Source organism: Streptomyces sp. SYP-A7185 (assembly GCF_046103685.1).
Lineage (GTDB): Bacteria > Actinomycetota > Actinomycetes > Streptomycetales > Streptomycetaceae > Streptomyces.
This window is the reverse complement of the sequence record NZ_CP122310.1, coordinates 4,577,988-4,598,601: the sequence shown is the minus strand read 5'-3', so window position 1 is coordinate 4,598,601 and position 20,614 is coordinate 4,577,988. Positions and strand designations below refer to the sequence as shown.

21 protein-coding genes and 1 tRNA gene are annotated in these 20,614 nt (G+C 71.4%); 13 read left to right on the top strand and 9 right to left on the bottom strand.

Annotation, left to right across the window (positions count from 1 at the left end):
• Nucleotides 1-52 precede the first annotated feature (52 nt).
• The gene (locus tag QBL25_RS20040; protein WP_409058414.1) at nt 53-766 is read right to left on the bottom strand and encodes a DUF461 domain-containing protein; all 714 of its coding nucleotides are present in this window, start codon (nt 764-766) and stop codon (nt 53-55) included.
• Between the two features lie 668 nt (nt 767-1,434).
• Between QBL25_RS20040 and QBL25_RS20035 the strand changes: the two genes are divergently transcribed.
• From QBL25_RS20035 to QBL25_RS20005, 7 genes are all read left to right on the top strand, one after another.
• Complete coding sequence (locus tag QBL25_RS20035; RefSeq protein ID WP_003953493.1) at nt 1,435-1,917, top strand: CarD family transcriptional regulator; 483 nt, start codon at nt 1,435-1,437, stop codon at nt 1,915-1,917.
• Between the two features lie 359 nt (nt 1,918-2,276).
• Nucleotides 2,277-3,005, top strand: coding sequence for a 2-C-methyl-D-erythritol 4-phosphate cytidylyltransferase (ispD, locus tag QBL25_RS20030; protein WP_409058413.1), 729 nt, complete (start codon nt 2,277-2,279; stop codon nt 3,003-3,005).
• Nucleotides 2,995-3,501 carry a 2-C-methyl-D-erythritol 2,4-cyclodiphosphate synthase gene (gene ispF, locus QBL25_RS20025; RefSeq protein ID WP_409058412.1) on the top strand — a complete coding sequence of 169 codons (507 nt, stop codon included), beginning with the start codon at nt 2,995-2,997 and terminating at the stop codon, nt 3,499-3,501. Before ispD ends, ispF begins: the two co-directional genes overlap by 11 nt.
• A gap of 226 nt (nt 3,502-3,727) precedes the next feature.
• Nucleotides 3,728-4,132 (top strand): PPOX class F420-dependent oxidoreductase, encoded by a 405-nt coding sequence (locus QBL25_RS20020; protein WP_409058411.1) that lies wholly within the window; start codon nt 3,728-3,730, stop codon nt 4,130-4,132.
• 110 nt (nt 4,133-4,242) lie between these two features.
• Nucleotides 4,243-5,643 (top strand): cysteine--tRNA ligase, encoded by a 1,401-nt coding sequence (cysS, locus tag QBL25_RS20015; protein WP_409058410.1) that lies wholly within the window; start codon nt 4,243-4,245, stop codon nt 5,641-5,643.
• Nucleotides 5,644-5,777: 134 nt separating this feature from the next.
• On the top strand, nt 5,778-6,737 hold the full coding sequence (rlmB, locus tag QBL25_RS20010; protein ID WP_409058409.1) for a 23S rRNA (guanosine(2251)-2'-O)-methyltransferase RlmB: 960 nt from the start codon (nt 5,778-5,780) through the stop codon (nt 6,735-6,737).
• 168 nt (nt 6,738-6,905) lie between these two features.
• Nucleotides 6,906-8,552, top strand: a complete 1,647-nt coding sequence (locus tag QBL25_RS20005) for a DoxX family protein (RefSeq protein ID WP_409058408.1) — start codon at nt 6,906-6,908, stop codon at nt 8,550-8,552.
• Between the two features lie 141 nt (nt 8,553-8,693).
• Here the strand turns inward: QBL25_RS20005 and QBL25_RS20000 are convergent, their stop codons facing one another.
• The 3 genes from QBL25_RS20000 to QBL25_RS19990 all read right to left on the bottom strand — a co-directional run bounded on the left by QBL25_RS20000 (nt 8,694) and on the right by QBL25_RS19990 (nt 11,259).
• Complete coding sequence (locus tag QBL25_RS20000) at nt 8,694-9,425, bottom strand: NDP-sugar synthase (RefSeq protein WP_409058407.1); 732 nt, start codon at nt 9,423-9,425, stop codon at nt 8,694-8,696.
• A 26-nt stretch (nt 9,426-9,451) separates the two neighbouring features.
• Nucleotides 9,452-9,910, bottom strand: coding sequence for a hypothetical protein (locus QBL25_RS19995; protein ID WP_409058406.1), 459 nt, complete (start codon nt 9,908-9,910; stop codon nt 9,452-9,454).
• Nucleotides 9,911-10,122: 212 nt separating this feature from the next.
• A complete protein-coding gene (locus QBL25_RS19990; RefSeq protein ID WP_409058405.1) occupies nt 10,123-11,259 on the bottom strand; it encodes an ABC transporter ATP-binding protein in 1,137 nt (378 codons plus the stop codon).
• A 198-nt stretch (nt 11,260-11,457) separates the two neighbouring features.
• Here QBL25_RS19990 and QBL25_RS19985 point away from each other — a divergent pair.
• Both QBL25_RS19985 and QBL25_RS19980 read left to right on the top strand, forming a co-directional pair.
• A tRNA-Thr gene (locus QBL25_RS19985) sits at nt 11,458-11,531 on the top strand.
• A gap of 130 nt (nt 11,532-11,661) precedes the next feature.
• Nucleotides 11,662-12,006, top strand: a complete 345-nt coding sequence (locus tag QBL25_RS19980) for a hypothetical protein (protein WP_409058404.1) — start codon at nt 11,662-11,664, stop codon at nt 12,004-12,006.
• On the opposite strand, the gene QBL25_RS19975 is transcribed toward QBL25_RS19980, so the two are convergent.
• Entirely contained in the window at nt 12,003-13,397 is a 1,395-nt protein-coding gene (locus QBL25_RS19975) for an NAD(P)/FAD-dependent oxidoreductase (protein WP_409058403.1), read from the bottom strand. The genes QBL25_RS19980 and QBL25_RS19975 overlap by 4 nt on opposite strands.
• 119 nt (nt 13,398-13,516) lie before the next feature.
• Here QBL25_RS19975 and QBL25_RS19970 point away from each other — a divergent pair, with 119 nt between their 5' ends.
• Nucleotides 13,517-14,275, top strand: coding sequence for a DsbA family protein (locus tag QBL25_RS19970; RefSeq protein WP_409058402.1), 759 nt, complete (start codon nt 13,517-13,519; stop codon nt 14,273-14,275).
• On the opposite strand, the gene QBL25_RS19965 is transcribed toward QBL25_RS19970, so the two are convergent.
• Nucleotides 14,253-14,960, bottom strand: a complete 708-nt coding sequence (locus QBL25_RS19965) for a rhomboid-like protein (protein ID WP_409058401.1) — start codon at nt 14,958-14,960, stop codon at nt 14,253-14,255. The genes QBL25_RS19970 and QBL25_RS19965 overlap by 23 nt on opposite strands.
• A 7-nt stretch (nt 14,961-14,967) precedes the next feature.
• On the opposite strand from QBL25_RS19965, the gene QBL25_RS19960 reads away from it, so the two are divergent.
• Both QBL25_RS19960 and QBL25_RS19955 read left to right on the top strand, forming a co-directional pair.
• On the top strand, nt 14,968-15,909 hold the full coding sequence (locus QBL25_RS19960; RefSeq protein ID WP_409058400.1) for an aminoglycoside phosphotransferase family protein: 942 nt from the start codon (nt 14,968-14,970) through the stop codon (nt 15,907-15,909).
• A gap of 106 nt (nt 15,910-16,015) precedes the next feature.
• The gene (locus tag QBL25_RS19955; protein WP_409058399.1) at nt 16,016-16,501 is read left to right on the top strand and encodes a GNAT family N-acetyltransferase; all 486 of its coding nucleotides are present in this window, start codon (nt 16,016-16,018) and stop codon (nt 16,499-16,501) included.
• Here the strand turns inward: QBL25_RS19955 and QBL25_RS19950 are convergent.
• Nucleotides 16,491-17,543, bottom strand: a complete 1,053-nt coding sequence (locus QBL25_RS19950; protein ID WP_409058398.1) for a zinc-binding dehydrogenase — start codon at nt 17,541-17,543, stop codon at nt 16,491-16,493. The two genes, QBL25_RS19955 and QBL25_RS19950, sit on opposite strands and share 11 nt — an antisense overlap.
• Before the next feature lie 101 nt (nt 17,544-17,644).
• Nucleotides 17,645-18,817, bottom strand: coding sequence for an NAD(P)-binding protein (locus tag QBL25_RS19945; RefSeq protein WP_409058397.1), 1,173 nt, complete (start codon nt 18,815-18,817; stop codon nt 17,645-17,647).
• 422 nt (nt 18,818-19,239) lie between these two features.
• On the opposite strand from QBL25_RS19945, the gene QBL25_RS19940 reads away from it, so the two are divergent.
• Nucleotides 19,240-19,938: a pentapeptide repeat-containing protein gene (locus QBL25_RS19940; protein WP_409058396.1), complete on the top strand. Its 699-nt coding sequence runs from the start codon at nt 19,240-19,242 to the stop codon at nt 19,936-19,938.
• A gap of 149 nt (nt 19,939-20,087) precedes the next feature.
• Here QBL25_RS19940 and QBL25_RS19935 read toward each other — a convergent pair whose 3' ends face one another.
• On the bottom strand, nt 20,088-20,585 hold the full coding sequence (locus tag QBL25_RS19935) for a hypothetical protein (RefSeq protein ID WP_409062716.1): 498 nt from the start codon (nt 20,583-20,585) through the stop codon (nt 20,088-20,090).
• Nucleotides 20,586-20,614: the final 29 nt, after the last annotated feature.

Here is a 20,614-nt window from a genome sequence, read left to right as displayed (position 1 = left end):
CGGCACCGGGTTCCCGCCCTTTCGTCGGTACGCGAGGCGTACGGCGAGTCGGTCAGCGCTCGGCGGTGTCGCCCCCGGCCGGCGACGAGGCCGCACCGGACGGCTTGTCGCTCGCGCCGCCGGCGGGCGTGCCCGAGGCGTCCGAGGAGGGCGAGCCCGACGGGTCGGCCGACGCGCCGTCGGACGGCTTCGTGGACGTGCCCGAGGACGGCTTGGCGTCCGGGGCCTCCGGCACCTCGCTCGGGCCCCACTTCTTGAAGTAGCTCTCGGCGGGCACGACGAAGGTCTTCATCTTCACGTCGCCGGTCTTGCTGAAGGCGAAGGTGACCGGCTGCGCGTTGCCGTCCTTGACGGCCTCGCGGCTGCTGGGCAGGACGGCGGTGGCGTTGTCCTTGCCGCCGATGATGACCGAGCCGCCGGCGGGGATGGTCAGCGGACCGCCCCGCTTCGACTTCTTGTCGTCCTTGGCCGGGGTGATCTTGGCCTTCTTGCCGGTGCCGTCGACCGCGATCTCGTCCAGCGTCTGGTCGGTGGTGCCGTTGTTGAAGATCGTGGCGGCGACCACCGCGGGGCCCGTCGACTTCAGGTCGGGCTGGGTGATGACCATGGCGTTCTGGATCTTGATGTCGCCGACGGCGGTCGCGGCGTTGTCCGGCTTGATCTCGTGTGTCTGGGCGTTGTTACCGGCGCCGCACGCGGCGAGCGACGCGAGCGAGAACGCGATGGCGGTGGCGGCGATGGCGCCACGTCGAAGGCTGCGGCTCACGGCGGCGGCAACTCCTTGAACGAGGGCGGAACGGAAGGGGCGGACGGCCCGGAAGCCGTCCTAAGCGTGTGTCAGCGGGCTTAGGTTACCGAGCCGTTCCCGTGCCGCCGCACCCGACCCGCCCCTACGGGTGGTGAGCCTGACTCCCACGGCTCGTCTTGGGGCGCGTGCGCCTCTGGTGTCACGTCCACGCCATTGACCCCTCGTTCACCATTCACTTAAGTGCCGTCAAGAGTCATCGGGGCCCGTCCTGCGGATTTCCGGTAAGGAATGCATGGCGGTCCGGGGAAGTCCGGGGAAGTCCGGGGAAGTCCGGGGAAGTGCGGGGAATTGATCACCGGGGGCGCTTGATCAATTCCGGATTTCCGTCGAACGCGGGCTCGCATGTGTCCCCGGTCTCCGAACGGAGTAGCGGAAGTTCACCGTTCGGAACCCGGCAAACCGGGACGTTCGGCATCCGGGAGCGCTCTCGGAGGGCGTGTGACGGGCGTGTTTCTGCTTCCCCGAAGAGCCGCTCCCACCTGCGAATACCTCGCTCCACTAGCCCTTCGCAGCACGTTCTTGTTGCTGTTGTCAAGCCCCGAGATATGCCCTGACCTGCGAAAACGCCATTCAGAAGAGGCGATTCTCGTGTTAGGATGGATAGCCACGGAAGGGGTACCTGTCACATGACGTTCAAGGTTGGCGACACCGTGGTCTATCCCCATCACGGGGCCGCGCTGATCGAGGCCATTGAGACTCGCCAGATCAAAGGCGTGGACAAGACCTACTTGGTGCTGAAGGTCGCCCAGGGCGACCTGACGGTACGTGTGCCTGCGGACAATGCGGAGTTCGTCGGCGTGCGTGATGTGGTCGGTCAGGACGGGCTCGACCGGGTCTTCGAAGTACTGCGCGCGCCGTACGCCGAAGAGCCGACGAACTGGTCCCGTCGCTACAAGGCAAATCTCGAGAAGCTCGCATCGGGCGATGTCATCAAGGTCGCGGAAGTCGTGCGTGACCTGTGGCGTCGTGAGCGTGAGCGCGGACTGTCCGCGGGTGAGAAGCGCATGCTCGCCAAGGCTCGCCAGATCCTGGTGAGCGAGCTCGCCCTCGCGGAGAACACGAACGAGGACAAGGCCGAGGCCCTGCTCGACGAGGTCCTCGCGTCCTGATCGCGTCCTGACATACGCATACGTCTTGGCGCCATGAATGCCGCGGTGCCCGCTGACCCTCAATGGAGTCGCCGGGCGCTGCGGCATGTTCATACCCAGACGCCGTCCCTGCCGGACGCAGACGCAGAGACTTCTGCGAGACATCTGCGGACGCAGGAACGGTCTCACATTCTTACGTCGTACTCGTGTCGTACTCGTCGGGCCGTCAGGCTCGTCTTGCTCGGTGCTGTCAGGTGTTGCGTGCCGGGCGAGCAGCTGGCTCGACCAGAGGTCACGGAAGGGTCCGGTCAAGGCTCGCGCCCGGCACTCCTCCAAGGCCATACCCAGCCCTGCCGAGCACACAAACCTGAACGGAAGCGATGTCTGAGGAATCCCGCACCGCGGTCGTGATCCCCGCCGCCGGACGCGGCGTACGGCTCGGCCCGGGCGCCCCCAAGGCGCTCCGCGCGCTGAACGGCACGCCCATGCTCATCCACGCCGTACGGGCCATGGCCGCCTCCCGCGCGGTCTCGCTCGTCGTCGTCGTGGCCCCGCCGGAGGGCGCCGCCGAGGTCAAGACCCTGCTGGCCGACCACGCGCTGCCCGAGCGCACCGACTTCGTCGTGGTCCCCGGCGGCGAGACCCGCCAGGAGTCCGTGAAGCTCGGCCTCGACGCCCTGCCGGACGGCATCGGCGTCGTCCTGGTGCACGACGCGGCCCGCCCGCTCGTCCCCGTCGACACCGTCGACGGCGTCATCGAGGCCGTGCGCGAGGGCGCCCCCGCCGTCGTCCCCGCGCTGCCGCTCACCGACACCGTCAAGCAGGTCGAGCCTGCGGAGCCCGGCGCGCCCGAGCCCGTGGTCGCCACGCCCGAGCGGTCCCGGCTGCGAGCCGTGCAGACCCCGCAGGGCTTCGACCGCGACACCCTCGTCCGCGCCCACGCGACGGTCACCGAGAACGTCACGGACGACGCGAGCATGGTCGAGCAGCTCGGCCTCCAGGTCGTCGTCGTGCCCGGCCACGAAGAGGCCTTCAAGGTCACGCGGCCCCTCGACCTCGTCCTGGCCGAGGCCGTGCTCGCCCGCAGGAGGGCCAACGATGGCTTCTGAGCACCAGCCGCAGCGGCTCCGCCTTCCGCAGGTCGGCATCGGCACGGACGTGCACGCCTTCGAGGAGGGGCGCGAGCTGTGGTGTGCCGGGCTCCTCTGGGAGGGCGAGAGCGCGGGCCTCGCCGGGCACTCGGACGGTGACGTCGCCGCGCACGCCGCCTGCGACGCCCTGTTCTCCGCCGCCGGCGTCGGCGACCTCGGCGCGCACTTCGGCACCGGCAGGCCCGAGTGGTCCGGTGCCTCCGGGGTGACCCTGCTCGCCGAGGCGGCCAGGATCGTGCGCGCCGAAGGCTTCGAGATCGGCAATGTCTCCGTCCAGGTCATCGGCGTACGGCCCAAGGTCGGCAAGCGGCGGGACGAGGCGCAGAAGACGCTGAGCGCCGCCGTCGGCGCCCCGGTTGCGGTGTCCGGCACGACGACGGACGGGCTCGGCCTCACCGGCCGCGCCGAGGGCCTCGCCGCGATCGCGACGGCCCTGGTCGTACGGACCGGCTGACCCCCCGCGGCCGACGGATGAAATGCCGCGGGGACGGGGTGCGTTGAGCGGTACGGGGAACGCGTCCCTACAGCTGGACCGCAGCACGGCGACCGCAGCACGGCGACCGCAGCACGGCGACCGCCGCGCGCCGGCCGTCGACGTATGAGAGACGCACGCCGACCGTCGACGTACGAGAGACGCGCGCCGGTCGGCGTACGAGAGATACGAGAGAGAGGCACCCGCCATGGCCGCAGAACTGTCCGACAAGCTCAAGGCCCTGCTCGACACCCCCGTCTTCGTCTCCGTCGCCACGATCCAGCCCGACGGCAGCCCTCAGGTCTCACCGGTCTGGGTGAAGCGTGACGGCGACGACTTGCTCTTCTCGACCACGCTCGGCCGCCGCAAGGAGAAGAACCTGCGCCGCGATCCGCGCGTGACGGTGCTGCTCCAGCCCTTCGACGCCCCGTACACGTACGCCGAGATCCGCGGTGAGGCGACGGTGACCACCGAGGGCGGTCAGGAGCTCATCGACGAGCTGGCGCTGAAGTACACGGGCCTGAAGTACGCGGAGTTCAACAAGAAGTCCGACCAGGACGGCACCCGCGTCGTCGTCCGCGTCACCCCGCGCAAGGTCGTCGGCCGCCTCTGAGGCCTTCCCGCGCCCGTTCCGCGCCTTTCCACACCCCGCATGTCACAGTTCCGTGCCCTGTTGCCCCCGGAGGTCGCAGGGCACTGTCCTGCGACCACTACCCTGGAGTGGTGACGATTCGCCTGTACGACACCAGCGCCCGGCAGATCCGAGACTTCAGCCCGCTCATCGACGGTTGTGTCTCGATCTACCTGTGTGGCGCGACGGTCCAGGCGGCCCCGCACATCGGGCACATCCGGTCGGGCCTGAACTTCGACATCATGCGCCGCTGGTTCACCCACCGGGGCTACGACGTCACGTTCATCCGGAACGTCACGGACATCGACGACAAGATCATCCGGAAGTCGGCCGAGCAGGGCCGCCCGTGGTGGTCGATCGGGTACGAGAACGAGCGCGCCTTCAACGACGGCTACGACGTCCTCGGCTGCCTGCCGCCCACGTACGAGCCGCGGGCCACCGGTCACGTCACCGAGATGGTCGAGATGATGCGCGGCCTGATCGAGCGCGGCCACGCGTACGAGTCGGACGGCAACGTCTACTTCGACGTGAAGTCCTTCCCGGGCTATCTGGAGCTCTCCAACCAGGACCTGGACGACCTGCGCCAGCCCTCCGGCGAGGGCGAGACCGGCAAGCGCGACCCGCGCGACTTCGCCATGTGGAAGTCCGCCAAGGAGGGGGAGCCCAGCTGGGAGACCCCCTGGGGCCGCGGCCGTCCGGGCTGGCACCTGGAGTGCTCGGCGATGGCCCACAAGTACCTCGGCCGTGAGTTCGACATCCACGGCGGCGGCATCGACCTGATCTTCCCGCACCACGAGAACGAGATCGCCCAGGCCAAGGCCTTCGGCGACGCGTTCGCGCGGTACTGGGTGCACAACGGCTGGGTCACCATGAGCGGCGAGAAGATGTCCAAGTCGCTGGGCAACTCGGTCCTCGTGTCCGAGATGGTCAAGAAGTGGCGCCCGATCGTCCTGCGCTACTACCTGGGCACCCCGCACTACCGCTCGATGATCGAGTACAGCGAGGAGGCCCTGCGCGAGGCCGAGTCCGCGTTCGCGCGGATCGAGGGCTTCGTGCAGCGCGTGGTGGAGAAGGCCGGGGGCGTCGTGGAGCCCGCCGCCGACGTGCCGCCCGCCTTCGCCGACGCCATGGACGACGACCTGGGCGTCCCGCAGGCGCTCGCCATCGTGCACACCACGGTCCGCCAGGGGAACTCCGCCCTCGCCGCCGACGACAAGGAAGCCGCGGTCGAGCGGCTCGCCGAGGTGCGGGCCATGCTGGCCGTCCTCGGCCTCGACCCGCTCGACCCGCACTGGGCCGGCGACGGCGACCGCGGCGACGACCTCCACGGGGCCGTCGACACCCTCGTACGCCTGGTGCTCCAGCAGCGGGAGGCGGCGCGTGGGCGCAAGGACTGGGCCACCGCCGACGCCATCCGCGATCAGCTCAACCAGTCCGGTCTCGTCATCGAGGACAGCCCGACCGGACCGCGGTGGACGCTCGGCCCGCGCTGAGCGGCCGGGTCCCCCGGGACGCGCGATGTGCCGCCCGGCGACCCGGGCGGCACACTTCATATACGTACGCAGTCACGCAGTGGGCAGCCATGCAACAGGCAGGCAGCCGCACGCATCACAGAGACAGGTAGGTCATGGCCGCTAACAACCGCCGCATGTCCGGCAAGAAGGGCGCGCAGGTCGGCAGCGGTGGAAATCGGCGCCGCGGCCTTGAGGGCAAGGGCCCGACGCCGCCCGCCGAGGCGCGCAAGGGACACAAGAAGAACCGCATCGCCGCCGCCCAGGCCAAGAAGGCCGCCGGCGGTCCCGGCGGCGGCCGCCGTCCCGGCTCCGTGAAGGGCCGCGGCAAGGGCACCTCCGAGATGGTCGTCGGGCGCAACTCCGTCGTCGAGGCGCTGCGCGAGGGCGTGCCCGCCTCGATGCTCTACGTCCAGCAGTTCATCGACAACGACGAGCGCGTCCGCGAGGCGTTGCAGATCGCCGGTGAGCGCGGCGGCATCCACCTCATGGAGGCCCCGCGCCCCGAGCTGGACCGCATGACCAACGGGCTCAACCACCAGGGCCTCGTGCTCCAGGTGCCGCCCTACGAGTACGCTCACCCCGAGGAGCTCGCGGCGGCGGCGTACGACCTGGGCCAGGACCCGCTGATCGTCGCGCTCGACGGCGTGACCGACCCGCGGAACCTGGGTGCCGTGGTGCGTTCCGTCTCCGCCTTCGGCGGCCACGGCGTCGTCGTCCCCGAGCGCCGGGCCGCGGGCATGACCGCGGGCGCGTGGAAGACCGCGGCCGGTGCCGCGGCGCGTACGCCGGTGGCGCGGGCCACGAACCTGACCCGTGTCCTTGAGGCGTACAAGAAGGCCGGGCTCGCGATCGTCGGCCTCGCGGCGGACGGCGAGCACGAGGTCGGTGACCTGCCGGCGCTGTCCGGGCCCGTGGTGGTCGTCGTCGGCAGCGAGGGCAAGGGCCTGTCGCGGCTGGTCGGCGAGACCTGCGACTACCGCGTGCGGATCCCCATGCCGGGCGGCACGGAGTCCCTGAACGCCGGTGTGGCCGCGGGCGTCGTGCTCTACGAGGCGTCCCGCAGCAGGCGATAGCCGTTCTCCCCGGCGACAGCCGTCCTGCCGGACCCCGGCCGGCCCCGATTCCGCGGGCCGGCCGGGGCTCGCGGGAGACCGTGTCGGGGATGCCCTGGGAGATCTTGACGCGGTCCGGACATTTCCCCGTGGTCAAGGCAGTGTCCTAAACACACATCACTCGGTTAGATGAGTGTGGACACCAGAACACCCCGCAATCCCACGGGGGGAAGCTCGTCAGGGTTCGACGAAGCTCCCGCGCTGAGCATGGTGAAGGTGCCGAGCGACCCGGCGCAGGTCATCGTGAATCACGCGAGCTTCCGCGTGCAGCTCCCCACCGCGCAGCGGACCCAATCCCCGCGTATCGCACGGCACTTGAGCACTGCCGACGACACCGTGCGCATCCCCGCGGTCGGCTCCGCCGCCCGGCGGCGCGCGCCGGTCGTCTGGAGCGGGAAGTCCGAGCCGGGCGACCCCGGAGCCACCGGCCTGCTCCAGGCGGTGCGTGGCACGGGCGTGCGCCATTCGGCCGAGGCCGGGGGCGCTTCGTACGATGACGCGGGCGCCACGCAGGTCATTCCCCGCGTCGAGGACGACCTGGAGAGCACGCAGGCCACGCCTGCCGTCATCGGCCCCCGCAACCCCGATCCCGAGACCCGGCTCATTCCGCGCATGCCGGCGTCGGAGAGCGACTTCGACGAGCGCCTCCCCTACGGGGACGACGATTTCGACGACGACGGGGACGACCGCCAGGTCGTGCGGCGGCACGGGGCGGATCCCGTCCGGCACGCCTACTACCCCGGTCGCCGCATGAACCTCGGCGTCGTGCTGCTCCCGCTGCGCGTCTTCCTCGGCTTCATCTCCATCTACGCCGGCATGGGCAAGCTCTGCGACCCCGTGTACTTCGACGGCGGCGACCGCGGCTCCATGGTCAAGTGGCTCAACTCGCTGCACCCCTGGGCGCTCGCCGAGCCGCTGCGCGACTTCGCCCTCTCGCACCCGGTGGGTGCGGGGCTCTGCATCGCCTTCCTCCAGATCATCGTGGGCGTGCTCACGGTGCTCGGGCTCTGGCAGCGGGTCGCGGCCAGCATCGGCGTGCTCCTGTCCGCCGCGCTCATCGTCACCGTCAGCTGGAAGACCGTCCCCGCCTACGACGCGCCGGACATCATCTATCTGGCCGCGTGGTCGCCGCTGATCATCGCCGGTGCGCCCGTGTACTCCGTGGACGGACGCCTCGCCGGAGAGGCCTGGCGGACGCTCGGCCCGCGCGTGGACATCTGGGAGCTGCGGCGCCGTGTGCTGCGGCGCGGCGCGCTCATCGGGTCGCTCGTCGTCGGGCTCACGCTCCTGATCGGCTCGATGCTCGGTGGTGCCGTGCGGGACGCCGACCGCGTGACGGTGCCGGGTCCCGGTGAGGCTCCGCGCAACGAACTGCCCGGCTCCCCGCTCCCGCAGGACCCCGCGAAGCAGCGCCAGCGCCAGGGCCAGTCGCAGAGCCCCTCGGCTTCCGACGGCTCCCAGGCGCCGACGCAGGGCAGCTCGGCGAGCCCCACGCGGGGCGCGGACGGGTCGGCGGCCACCCCGGGCGCGGCTCCCGAGACCGCCACCGCGGGCACCGGCGCGCAGCAGCCCACCCAGACGCAGGGCACCACCGGCCAGGCTCCGCCTCAGCAGTCGTCGCCCCAGCAGCCTCCGGCCTCGGCCACCGCGGGACCCACGTCCAGCGGCGGCGGTGGTGGCGGTGCGCCCGAGAACGCCACGAGCGGCGGCAGCACGGGGGGTGGCGGCGGTGGCCGCAACGACCGGCTCGTGGGCGGCCTGCTCGGCGGCGGCTGACCCGGCTCTCCCGCCCGTACGCGAACGGGGCCCCGCACAGACACTGTGCGGGGCCCCGTCGGCGTAGAGGGAGCCCGGAGGTGCAAGGGGGCTCGGGGTTGCAGGGGAGAACTCGGAGGCGTAGAGGGAGCCGGAGGTGTCTCAACCCGCCTGTGCCGCGAGCTCCTTGGCCGCTTCGGTGAGGTCCTTGGCGGTGTCGATCGCCCGCCAGTAGGCGCCCTGCGGCAGCGGGAAGCCCGCCAGGCTCTTCTCGCGGGCCAGGCGCGGGAACGTGGTGCGCTCGTGGTCGCCGCGGTCCGGCAGGAGGCCGGTGAAGGAGGCGGAGAAGACGTACACGCCCGCGTTGATCAGATAAGGGGACGGCGGGGACTCGATGAAGTCCGTGATGTGACCGAACGCGTCCGTCTCGACGGCGCCCCACGGGATGCGGGGGCGGGCCAGGGCGAGGGTCGCGGTGGCGTCGCGCTCGGCGTGGAAGGCCGCCATGTCGCGCAGCGAGAAGCGGGTCCAGATGTCGCCGTTCGTCGCGTACCAGGGGCGGTCCGCGTGCGGGAGGTGGCGGGCGGCGTACTTCAAGCCGCCGCCGCGGCCCAGGGGTTCGTTCTCGACCACCGTGGTGACGTTCAGGGGGAGATCGGCCGACTCCAGCCACTCCTGGAGCACCTCGGCGAGATGGCCGCACGAGACGACCGCGTCCGTCACGCCCTCGGCCGCCAGCCAGGAAAGCTGATGGCCGATGATCGGGGTCCCCGTGCCAGGGATCTCGACCATCGGCTTGGGCCGGTCATCGGTGTACGGACGGAGGCGCGAGCCCTGGCCACCGGCCAGGACGACGGCCTGCGTGGGCCTGTGAGCGTGAGGGTCGCCGGTCATGCCGGAAACCCTACGTGCCGGCCGGATCAGCCGTTCTGGTGGGCGGCGACGCCCGTGGCGAAGGACGTGTCGCAGACCGGGCGGGCGAACGACTGGGCGCGTGTCGGACCGTACGCCCGGACGGCGGCGCGGCCGAGGGCACGGGCGATGGAGACGCAGTGCTTGGCGAGCGACGGGTGGCGGTTCACCTCCTGCTGGAGGTGGGTCAGCGCGACGCCCGGGTTCTTCTCCTGGAGCTCCAGGAGCAGCCGGTCGCGCAGGAGGTCCTGCGGCGCGCGGGACTTGGCCGGTGCGGAGAGGTCGTCGGCGGATGCGGTGAGCATCGAATCCGAGGAGTTGCCGGACCAGTTGACGCTGGTGACCGCTAGGGTCCCGGAGAGCACCAGCATCACGGGCAGGACGAGGGCGAGCGTGCGGCCGATGCGTCGGGCGGGGCCTCGGTGGGCTCGGCGCGGCTTCTGGGTGTAGTTGGCGGAGTGCGTCACGCGAGTGAGCGTAGCGGTCGGTGATGATTTGGCGACATTACGTCACTCGGTCGAGGGATGGGGAATGAGGTTTCTCTGGAGCGGTGTTGACGGGGCCGCGGCGAAATGACCGGTCTGCCGGGGTATTTGTCGACACCGTGGACGAACGCGCAGGGCCCCGCACCGAGGTGCGGGGCCCTGGTCACGCCGGTGAGGCGTGTGGTCGTGCGGGGTCAGTCGGTGAGGCGCTCGCCCGTGGACGTCGAGAACACGTGGATCTCGCCCGGACGGGGCACGACGTGGAGCTGGGTGCCCTTCTCCGGGACGCGGCGGCCGTTCACGCGGACCACGAGGTCCTTGTGCTCGCCGCCGACCTCCGCGGAGCCGTAGACGTAGCCGTCGGCGCCGAGCTCCTCGACGACGTTCACGGAGACGGCGAGGCCCGCCGGGGCGTCCTCGGTCGTCTTCGAGAGGGTCTTCGCCGTGGCGCCGTCCTGCTCGATGATGTCGAAGTGCTCCGGGCGGACGCCGACCGTGACGGTGCGGTCGCCCTTGTCGGCCGCGGCGGACAGCGCCTCGCGGTTGACCGGCACGACGGAGTTGCCGAACTTCACGCCGCCGTCGGTGATCGGGACCTCGACGAGGTTCATGGCGGGGGAGCCGATGAAGCCGGCGACGAAGAGGTTGGCCGGGCGGTCGTACATGTTGCGCGGCGAGTCGACCTGCTGGAGCAGACCGTCCTTGAGCACGGCGACGCGGTCACCCATGGTCATGGCCTCGACCTGGTCGTGGGTGACGTACACGGTGGTGATGCCGAGGCGGCGCTGGAGGGACGCGATCTGCGTACGGGTGGAGACACGCAGCTTGGCGTCGAGGTTCGAGAGCGGCTCGTCCATGAGGAAGACCTGCGGCTCACGCACGATGGCGCGGCCCATGGCGACACGCTGGCGCTGACCGCCGGAGAGGGCCTTCGGCTTGCGGCCGAGGTACTCGGTGAGGTCGAGGATCTTCGCCGCGTCCTCCACCTTCTGGCGGATCTCGGCCTTGTTGACGCCCGCGATCTTCAGGGCGAAGCCCATGTTGTCGGCGACCGTCATGTGCGGGTAGAGCGCGTAGTTCTGGAACACCATGGCGATGTCCCGGTCCTTGGGCGGCAGGTGCGTGACGTCGCGGTCACCGATGCGGATGGCGCCGGCGTTCACGTCCTCCAGGCCCGCGAGCATGCGCAGGGAGGTGGACTTTCCGCAGCCGGAGGGGCCGACGAGCACGAGGAACTCGCCGTCCGCGACGTCGAGCTGGAGCTGGTCGACGGCGGGCTTGTCGCCACCCGGGTAGATGCGGGTCGCCTTGTCGAACGAAACAGTGGCCATGGTGAGGGCCCCTTCCACCGGCAGGAACGTGCCGGACGATCCGAGTAGAGGGAGTGGTGTAGTCCACCTGGGTGAACTGCTCGGACGGTACCCCGGGGGGGACCGCTCTGTCAGTACTCAGGCACCCGCGACCTTCGAGGAAATTTTCGACGGGCCCACCGGCGGCGTTGGTTACACTGCACGGGCACGCCGGTGCACGCCTCCTTAGCTCAGATGGCCAGAGCAACGCACTTGTAATGCGTAGGTCGTCGGTTCGAATCCGACAGGGGGCTCCCCTGAAACCCCGGCTCGGATCGCTCTGAGCTGGGGTTTTGTTGTTCAGTGCATGACGGGTGGGCGCGTGGCCGGGATTGTGTCGGCCGTCACTTCCCTGCGGCGGCGCCGGTGGCGATCATGGGGTTCATGGTGTCGAGCATCGTCGTTCAGTACACGGATCTCCTGCGGACCAGCGAGTACGACCTCTGGCGCAGGTTGCGGGAGCTGTTGACAGGCCAGGGGCTCGACCCGGACCGGACGGTGGTCGTCGATCTCCTGCAAGAGGGCCCGGACCACGAGGAAGGGCAGGTCATCTCCGCCGACGGCAGGGTCTTCGCGTTCAGTCTCCATTACGACCAGGCGGCCGAGAACGGTGCCGAGAGCGCGGTGCTCCGCGGCTGGACCGATGTCACCGACCACTGGCGGACCGGATCACGGGCCGGTCTCACCGCGGGCGCCTTCGCGTGGATGGCCCAGCTCGAAGCCGACTAGTTCCTCCCCGACAGGCGGTTTGCGAGGCGGGCCAGGGGTGGGGGTGTGGTGGTGGGGGTCGTCAGTTCTTTGCGGTCCGCGTTGCGGTAGGTCGCGTACATGCCCTGGACGCCCAGCCAGCGGAAGGGTTCTGGTTCCCATTTGCGGACCTTGTGGTTGACCCAGGGGAGGGTCGTCAGGGCTGTGGGGCCCGCTTGGCCCGAGTCCTGTTGGACCAGGTCGCGCAGGGTGCGGGCCGCGAGGTTCGCGGTGGCCACGCCGGAGCCGACGTAGCCGCCCGCCCAGCCCAGGCCCGTGGCGCGGTCCAGGGTGACCGTGGCGCACCAGTCGCGCGGGACGCCCAGGACTCCCGACCAGGCGTGGGCCACCTGGATTCCGGCCAGTTGGGGGAAGAAGCGGGTCAGGATCTCGTGCAGGGCCTCGATCGTCGCCGGCTGGGTGCGGCCGTCGTTGTCCGTCTTCGAGCCGTAGCGGTACGGGACGCCTCGGCCGCCGAGTGCGATGCGGCCGTCGGCGGTGCGCTGGGCGTACATGTACGCGTGCGCCATGTCGCCGAGCGTCTCGCGGCCCTCCCAGCCGATCGACTCCCATTGGGAGGCCGACAGCGGTTCCGTCGCGATCATCGAGGAGTTCATGGGGAGCCAGGTGCGGCGCTGGCCCTTCAGGGACGCCGTGAAGCCCTCCGTGCAGCGCAGGACGTACGGGGCGCGGACCGTGCCGTACGGCGTGATGGCGTGCTTCGGCTTGATCTCCGTGACCGGGGTCGACTCGTGGATCGTGACGCCCAGGGCCTCGACCGTCGCCGCCAGGCCCTGCACCAGTTTCACCGGGTGCAGACGCGCGCCGTGCGGGGTCCACGTGGAGCCGACGGCGCCGGCCACGCGTACGCGCTCGGCGGTCTCGCGGGCGCCGTGCAGGGTGCGGTCCTTCTCGCCGTACGCGAGCTCGGCCGCGTGGAACTCCTTCAGGCGCGCCAACTGGGCCGGGGTGTAGGCCACTTCGAGTACGCCGCCGTGGTGGACGTCCGCTTCGATCCCTTCGGCCTTCGCCGTCTCGATCACCTCGGTGACCGTGTCGTTCATCGCCTCCTGGAGGCGGATGGCCGCCTCCCTGCCGTGCAGGCGGGCGTAGCGGTCGCGGCCCGCGATGCCGTTGTAGAGCCATCCGCCGTTGCGGCCGGAGGCGCCGTACCCGCAGAACTTCTGTTCGAGGACGGTGATGCGGAGGAAGGGGGCGGCCTTCTTCAGGTAGTACGCGGTCCACAGGCCCGTGTAGCCGCCGCCGACAATGCAGACGTCGGCACTCTCGTCGCCCGGCAGGGGTTCGCGGGGGGCCGGGGTGCCGTGGTCCGCGTACCAGTACGAGATGCCGCCGTTGATCGTGCTGCTCATGTTCCGGACGTTACTGCGCTGGTGGGGGCTTTGGGGAGGGGTCTGGGGGAGGCCGTTCCGATACGTTGATCCGGCACGTGGCGGAGCGCCGTGTGCGGAGATCCAGGAGGACTGTTCAGATGGCCGTACGCAAGGCCGGGCGCATCGTCGCCGCGGTGGCAGCCACCGCACTCGTCGCCGGTGGCGCAGCCGCCTGCGGGCCCGAGGACCTCACGGGCGGGGGCGACGGCAAGGAGTCCGCGTCGGCCTCCGGATCCGCGTCCGCCGGCGGCCCCGAGGCGAAGGAGCCGCCGGCCGGCACCGACGCGCTCGCGAAGGCACCCGCCACGGTGAAGGGCGGCGTGATCACGGTCGGCGACCCGAAGGCCGGGCACACGGTCAAGCTGTACGAGGACGCGCGCTGCCCGATCTGCAAGAAGTTCGAGGAGACGGGCGCTCAGGCGCTGGTGAAGCCCGTGGCCGAGGGCAAGGTGAAGGTCGAGTACACGCTCGCCTCGTTCCTCGACAAGAACCTCGGCGGCAGCGGCTCGGTGAACGCGGCCAACGCGCTGCGGGCCTCGGTGGACGCGGGCAAGTTCCCGCAGTACCACGCCGCGGTCTTCGCCAACCAGGCCGAGGTCGAGACCGACGACGCCTACACGCCCGCCTTCCTGCTGAAGATCGCCGACCAGGTGGACGGCCTGCGGGGCGCCGGGTTCGACAAGGCGGTGCGGAAGGGGACGTACGAGAAGTGGGTCGGTGAGGCCATGCAGGCCTTCACCGACGACGGCATGCAGGGGACGCCGACCGTCGTCATCGACGGCAAGAAGGCGGAGAGCGAGTCGCTGTTCGACCAGAGCGCGTTCGCCGAGGAGCTCAAGGCTTCCGGGATCTCCTGACCGTCCGTCCCCTCGGTGCCGGGCGTACGGCGCTCCGGGTCAGCGGGTAGCAGGCCAGGCCGATCAGGACCGCCGTGAAGTGGCCCAGGTCGGTGAAGGTCCTGCCGGTGAGCAGCGGAAGGCCGTACACGGCGGCGACGATCAGGAGATACGCGTACCGCCAAGGGCTCGGCACCCAGTAGGTGAGGACGGCGACCACCCCGGCGAGCGCGTAACTCACCCCGACGTCCAAGGTGTTGACGGAGGACGTCGGGGCGGCGCCGTGCCGGATCGCGAGGGCGAGGACGCCCTCGCTGATGAGCGTGGCCATGACGTGCGCGCCCGCCGCCACCGCGAGCCAGCGCGCGGTGCCGAGCCGGCGTTCTGCGGTGGCGTGGAAGAGGGTGTAGAGCACGGCGTACGACAGCCAGGTGCCGCCGTCGGTCCAGAACGCGCTGGCGACCAGGACCCGGACGGGGTTGCGCGACAGCTCGTGGATGTTCGTGGAGCGCTGGAGCAGGAACTCCTTCTCGAACTCCGGTGACATGTGGTGCATCGCGACCGTCGTGAGGAAGAGGACCGCGAGCCAGATGTACGTCCCGGGGGCGCTGCGGACGTAGGAGCCGACCGCCCGTGCCGTGGACCGAGCCGCGGCCCGTGGCGCGGTCCCTGGCGTGGACCGGTCCGTGGACCTTGTGCGCCGCATAATCCCCATGCGGCGATTCACCCACGGCGGTAGCGTCGCGGGCGTGATCGACATTCGCATTCCGGACGGGCTGATCGAGTCGCAGTACGAGTACGCCGGGGAGCCGGGCCGCGCCTTCATCGCGGCGCTGCCCGCCCGCGTGACGGAGTTCGTGGAGCGGTGGGACCTGCGGGTCGACGGGCCCTCGATGCACGGCATGGCCGCGCTGGTGCTGCCGGTGGTGCGGCGGGACGGGACGCCCGCCGCGGTGAAGTTCCAGCTCCTGGACGAGGAGACCGAAGGGGAGCCGGTAGGGCTGCGGGTGTGGGGCGGCGACGGGGCGGTGCGGCTGCTCGACCACGACGCGGACACGGGCACGATGCTGCTCGAACGCCTGGACTCCGGGCGGATGTTGTCGTCCATGGCGACGACCGTGGAGGGCACCCGGCAGGCGGTGCTCGTCATCGCCGAGCTGCTCGCCCGGCTCACGTCGGTGCCCGCGCCCGCGGGCATGCGGCGGCTCGCGGACATCGCGGGGGAGATGCTGGAGGACCTGCCGGGGGCGTTGAAGGCGATCCCCGATCCGGTCGAGCGGGCGCTCGTGGAGCGGGGCGGGGGCGCGGTGCGCGAGGTGATCGGGGAGCCCGGTGACCGGCTGCTGCACTGGGACCTGCACTTCGAGAACGTCCTCGCGGCCGAGCGCGAGCCGTGGCTCGCCATCGACCCGAAGCCGCTCGCCGGGGACCCCGGTTTCGACCTCTGGCCCGCGCTCAACAACCACTTCGACGCGGAGGACGTGCTGTGGCGGTTCGACGCGATGAGCGAGATCCTCGGCCTCGACCGCGAGCGGGCCAGGGCCTGGACGCTGGGGCGGGTGCTCCAGAACGCCCTGTGGGAGATCGAGGACGGGCGCCCGCTGGACGAGGAGGATCTGGAGGTCGCGCGGCGGCTGTCGGGGGCGCGGGGGTGAGACCCGCGCGCGGGCAGCGGCAGCGGCAGAGGCAGAGGCAGGCGCAGAGGCAGGAGGCAGGGGGGCGTGCGGGGGTGTCCGGCGGCGGGCGTCGTACTCTGCCGGGATGATTCGTGTCGCCACGCCCGCCGATGTCCCCGTCATCCACGCCATGGTGCGTGACCTCGCCGAGTACGAGAAAGCCCTCGACGAGGCCAGGGCCACCGAGGAGCAGTTGCGCGAGGCGCTCTTCGGGGAGCGGCCCGCCGCGTTCGCGCACATCGCCGAGGACGACGCCTCGGGGGAGGTCGTCGGCTTCTCGCTGTGGTTCCTCAACTTCTCCACGTGGCGCGGGGTGCACGGGATCTACCTGGAGGACCTGTACGTACGTCCCGAGGCGCGCGGCGGCGGGCACGGCAAGGCGCTCCTGACCGAGCTCGCGCGGATCTGCGTGGAGCGGGGTTACGAGCGCCTTGAATGGTCCGTGCTCGACTGGAACGAGCCGTCGATCAAGTTCTACCGGTCGCTGGGTGCGCTGCCGCAGGACGAGTGGACCGTGTACCGGCTGACCGACGAGGCGCTGGCCGGGCTCGGGAGGCCCCTCAAGGGATGAGGACCACCTTGCCCGTGGTGCGGCGGTTCTCCAGGTCGGCGTGGGCGGCCGCCGCCCGGGCCAGCGGGTAACGCTGGACCGCCGGGGTGAAGTGGCCCTTCGCCGCCTCGGTGAGCGCCGCGAGCTCCAGGGTGCGCAGGGGGTCTTCGCCGCCCGCCCTCCGCATCATCGCCGGGCCGAGCACGTTCGTCTGCGTGATGCCGCGGGCCGCGAGCTGGTCCTCGGTGAACTCCAGGGGTTCACCGTCGTGCGGGCCCTTGCCCGACCAGCCGAAGACCAGGTGCGTGCCGCCGGGGGCGAGGAGGTCCACGGCGGCGCGGCCCACGTCTCCGCCCACGCCGTCGAAGACGACGGTGGCTCCGGGCACGCCGCCCGTTCCCGTGCCCGTGGTGGTGACGTCCAGCTTCGACAAGTACGCGCGGACCTCGTCCGGCCAGTCCGGGTTCGTCTCGGATCGGTAGTCCACCGCGAGGTCGGCGCCGTTCGCCGCGACCAGGGCCGCCTTCTCCGGGCCGCCGGCCAGGCCGATCACCGTGGCGCCCGCGTGCTTGGCGTACTGGACCAGGAGCGTGCCGATGCCGCCCGCCGCGGCCGGGACGACGGCCACGGACGCGGGCGTCAGGTCGACGAACCCCAGGATTCCCATCGCCGTACGGCCCGTGCCGATCAGGGCGACGGCCTGCGCGTCGTCCAGGCCGTCGGGAATCTCGTGCAGGCGGGACGCCTCCGTGACGACGCGTTCCGCGTAGCCGCCGGGGGCGAAGCCGATGTGGGCGACCACGCGCTTGCCGAGCCGGCTCGCGTCGACTCCCTCGCCCACGGCGTCGACCGTGCCGGACACCTCGCGGCCGGGGATCGTGGGGAGTTCGGGAAGGGCGGGGAGGGGGCCCTTGATGCCTTCGCGGATCGCGGTGTCCAGGAGGTGCACGCCCGCCGCGGTCACCGCGATGCGGACCTGGCCGGGGGCCGGTGCCGGGTCCGGGACCTCCTCGTACGTGAGGTGGTCGGCCGGGCCGAAGGTGTGCAGACGTATGGCGTGCATGGGCTCGCTCCTCGGGCCTCGGGCTGGGCGGGCGGCGCCGGGGCCACCCCGTGGGGGTGGTGCGGCGGCCACTCGGTGCGTGGTGACGTCAGGCTCTTACCTCAAGCGGACTTGAGGTCAAGCCTTGTGGGGGTGAGGGCCAGCGTCACCGCCTCCAGGGCGCTGTTGAAGGACACCTCGGAGAGCAGGCCGGGCGCCGCGACCTGGTCGCCGGCCAGGTAGACGCCGTCGCCGCGGTCGATCGCCGGGCGGTCGCGCCAGGTGGTGCCGGGCAGATCCACCGCGCCGGTACGGCCGTTGGACACGGCGTCGCGGCGCCAGACCAGGCGGTCGCGCCAGCCGGGGAAACCGAGGTCGAGGAGGTGGTCGGCGCGGGCCACGCCGTCCGCCTTGGACTCTTCGGGGGCGAGCGGGATCTGGCCCTGGACGAGTTCCTGGCCCGCGGGGGCGAGGCTGCGGTCCTGGGTGGTGAACCGCTCGATCCAGCCGGTCCGGTCGAGGTCGGAGAGCGCGAAGAGGTCGCCCCTGCGGGAGGTGAGGGCGATGTCCACGAGGGTGGTGCGGGCGCTTTCCCAGCGGAGGGCGTCGTCCTGGAGGAGGTGGCGGGCCGCGGGGAGGGACGTGGCGACGACGACCGGGCCCTTGGCGGCGAACGGGGCGAGGGTGTCGACGCGGGACAGCGTCTCCACGCGTACGCCCAGGTTCCAGGCGAGCGTCGCCATGCGGTCGACGACCGAGCCCCAGCCGCCGCGCGGGTAGTGCGCCTCCGGGGGCAGCTTCGTGGCGCGGCGCAGGCGCTCGTGCGCGAACCGGGCGGAGAGGGAGCCGGGGTCGTGGTGGAAGGTCGCCACGGCGAGGTAGTGCGCGGCGGCGCGGGCGCCTTCCTCGCCGACCTCGCCGGTGGCCCAGGTCATGAAGTCCAGCTCCACGGGCGCCTGTTCGGACTTGCGCCGCAGGAGCTTCACCATCGCCAGGGGTGGGGTGCGGCGGAGCTTGCCCTGGTGGTGGAGGCGCAGGCGGGTGCCTTCGATGGGCGGCAGGGGGGCGAGGGGGCCGATGAGGTCGCGCTGCTTGAGCCAGGCCCAGTGCGGGCCGCCGTTGTAGAGGGCGTGCGGGCCTTCGTTCGTGCGGTACGCGCCTTCGGCGGTGCGGGCTCGGCCGCCGAGGGTGTGGTGGGACTCGTGGAGGGTGACGCGGGCGCCGGATTCCGCGGCGGTGATGGCCGCGGTCAGCCCCGCGAGGCCGCCGCCGATGACGGTGAGGTGGGTGGGCATGGGGTGGGCTCCTGTCGTGTCCGGGTGCGCGGTGCCGGTGAGCGCGCTCATTCGGTACGACGGGTGGGGGTGGCCGGGATGTGACATCGGGGGTGGGGGCGGAGGCGTGGGCGGGTGCGGGGGTGTCGGCTGCGGGGTTGTGGGTGCTGGGGTCGTGGGGCGCGAGGTTGGTGGCTGCTGGGGTGTGGGATGGGGGCACAGAGGTGCCGGTTGCCGGGTGCCGGGCGCCGGGTCGCGAGGTCGGCGGCCGTCGGGGTGTGGCCCGCGGGTCGCGGAGTTGGTGGCTGCCGGGTGGTGGGTCGTGGACTTGGTGGGTGCCGGTCGTGGGGCGCAGAGCCGCCGGGTGGCGGGTGCCGGGTGGTGGGTTGTGGGGCGTCCGTTGGGGCGGGGGTGTTGTCAGTGGGTGGGTGCACGATGGGGGCATGGGACTGAGGGATCGGCAGAAGGACGCGGCAGGGGTGAAGAAGGCCCGGCGGCCCGAGGTGCGGTTGCCCGTGCTGCGGGCGTTCGGGGCCGATGAGGTGGAGGGCGGGGGTGAGTTGGAGCCCGACGGCGACTATGACGGGTTCGCCTTCACCGGCCTCGATCTCGCGGGGCAGGACGGCGGGGGCGCGCTGTTCCTGGACTGTGCGGTCACGGGGTGCGGGGTGACGGAGACCCGGCTCAGCCGGGCACGCTTCGTGGACTCCGTCCTGACGGAGCTGCGGGGCGTCGGCACCGAGCTGGTGGAGGCCTCGCTGCGGGACGTCGAGGTGGTGGACGCGCGGCTCGGGGGCGTCCAGTTGCACGGCAGCGTGCTTGAGCGGGTGGTCGTGCGGGGCGGGAAGATCGACTATCTGAACCTGCGGAAGGCGCGGCTGAAGGACGTCGTCTTCGAGGGCTGCGTGCTGGTGGAGCCGGACTTCGGGCACGCGGTGCTGGAGCGGGTGGAGTTCGTGGGCTGCGTGCTGAAGGGGGCGGACTTCAGCGGGGTCCGCATGAAGGACGTCGACCTGCGGGAGGCGGCGGAGGTGGACATCCTCCGGGGGATCGACTGCCTGGCGGGGTCGGTGATCAGTACGGCACAGCTGATGGACCTGGCGCCGGCGTTCGCGGCGCAGGTAGGAGTGCGGGTGGACTAGCGTCCGGCTTTGGCGGGGGGGGGGTGTGGTCACGCGTGGCTTTGGTGGGGGGTCTGTGGTGACGCGTGGCTTCGGCGGGGGGCCGTTGGTCACGCGTGGCTCTGGCGAGGGGTCTGTGGTCCCCCGCGGCTTTGGCGAGGGGCCCCTGGTTACGTGCGGGGGAAGCGGGATTGGAGGGTCCAGATCGTGGGGTTCTCGGCCAGGTCCTCGTGGAGGTCGATGAGGTCCGCCAGGACGTCGTGGAGGAAGTCCCGCGCCTCGCGCCGCAGCTCGGTGTGGGAGAACGTCAGGGGAGCCTCGTCCTCCCGCATCCAGTCCGCCTCGATGTCCACCCACCCGAACCGGCGGGTGAACAGCATGCGGTCCGTCGACTCCGTGAAGTCGAGCTCGGCGTACTGGGGACGGGACGCCCGGCTGCCCCGGGGATCCTGGTCCACGAGCTCGACGATGTCGCACAGCGCCCACGCGAAGTCGAGGACGGGAACCCATCCCCAGGCTGTGGACAGCTCCCGGTCCGCCTTCGTGTCCGCGAGGTACACGTCCCCGCAGAACAGGTCGTGCCGCAGCGCGTGCACGTCCGCCCGGCGGTAGTCGAACTGCTGGGGGTCGGGAAAGCGGTGGGAGAGGGCGTAGCCGATGTCGAGCACGTCAACGATGGTGTCACGGCTCCGGAGGC

Excerpts from the sequence above, each read along its gene's own strand:
- QBL25_RS20035 (WP_003953493.1), top strand. The coding sequence starts at position 1,435 with ATGACGTTCAAGGTTGGCGACACCGTGGTCTATCCCCATCACGGGGCC.
- ispD (WP_409058413.1), top strand. The coding sequence starts at position 2,277 with ATGTCTGAGGAATCCCGCACCGCGGTCGTGATCCCCGCCGCCGGACGC.
- ispF (WP_409058412.1), top strand. The coding sequence starts at position 2,995 with ATGGCTTCTGAGCACCAGCCGCAGCGGCTCCGCCTTCCGCAGGTCGGC.
- QBL25_RS20020 (WP_409058411.1), top strand. The coding sequence starts at position 3,728 with ATGGCCGCAGAACTGTCCGACAAGCTCAAGGCCCTGCTCGACACCCCC.
- rlmB (WP_409058409.1), top strand. The coding sequence starts at position 5,778 with ATGGCCGCTAACAACCGCCGCATGTCCGGCAAGAAGGGCGCGCAGGTC.
- QBL25_RS20005 (WP_409058408.1), top strand. The coding sequence starts at position 6,906 with ATGAGTGTGGACACCAGAACACCCCGCAATCCCACGGGGGGAAGCTCG.
- QBL25_RS20000 (WP_409058407.1), bottom strand. The coding sequence starts at position 9,425 with ATGACCGGCGACCCTCACGCTCACAGGCCCACGCAGGCCGTCGTCCTG.
- QBL25_RS19990 (WP_409058405.1), bottom strand. The coding sequence starts at position 11,259 with ATGGCCACTGTTTCGTTCGACAAGGCGACCCGCATCTACCCGGGTGGC.
- QBL25_RS19980 (WP_409058404.1), top strand. The coding sequence starts at position 11,662 with ATGGTGTCGAGCATCGTCGTTCAGTACACGGATCTCCTGCGGACCAGC.
- QBL25_RS19975 (WP_409058403.1), bottom strand. The coding sequence starts at position 13,397 with ATGAGCAGCACGATCAACGGCGGCATCTCGTACTGGTACGCGGACCAC.
- QBL25_RS19970 (WP_409058402.1), top strand. The coding sequence starts at position 13,517 with ATGGCCGTACGCAAGGCCGGGCGCATCGTCGCCGCGGTGGCAGCCACC.
- QBL25_RS19965 (WP_409058401.1), bottom strand. The coding sequence starts at position 14,960 with ATGCGGCGCACAAGGTCCACGGACCGGTCCACGCCAGGGACCGCGCCA.
- QBL25_RS19960 (WP_409058400.1), top strand. The coding sequence starts at position 14,968 with ATGCGGCGATTCACCCACGGCGGTAGCGTCGCGGGCGTGATCGACATT.
- QBL25_RS19955 (WP_409058399.1), top strand. The coding sequence starts at position 16,016 with ATGATTCGTGTCGCCACGCCCGCCGATGTCCCCGTCATCCACGCCATG.
- QBL25_RS19950 (WP_409058398.1), bottom strand. The coding sequence starts at position 17,543 with ATGCACGCCATACGTCTGCACACCTTCGGCCCGGCCGACCACCTCACG.
- QBL25_RS19945 (WP_409058397.1), bottom strand. The coding sequence starts at position 18,817 with ATGCCCACCCACCTCACCGTCATCGGCGGCGGCCTCGCGGGGCTGACC.
- QBL25_RS19940 (WP_409058396.1), top strand. The coding sequence starts at position 19,240 with ATGGGACTGAGGGATCGGCAGAAGGACGCGGCAGGGGTGAAGAAGGCC.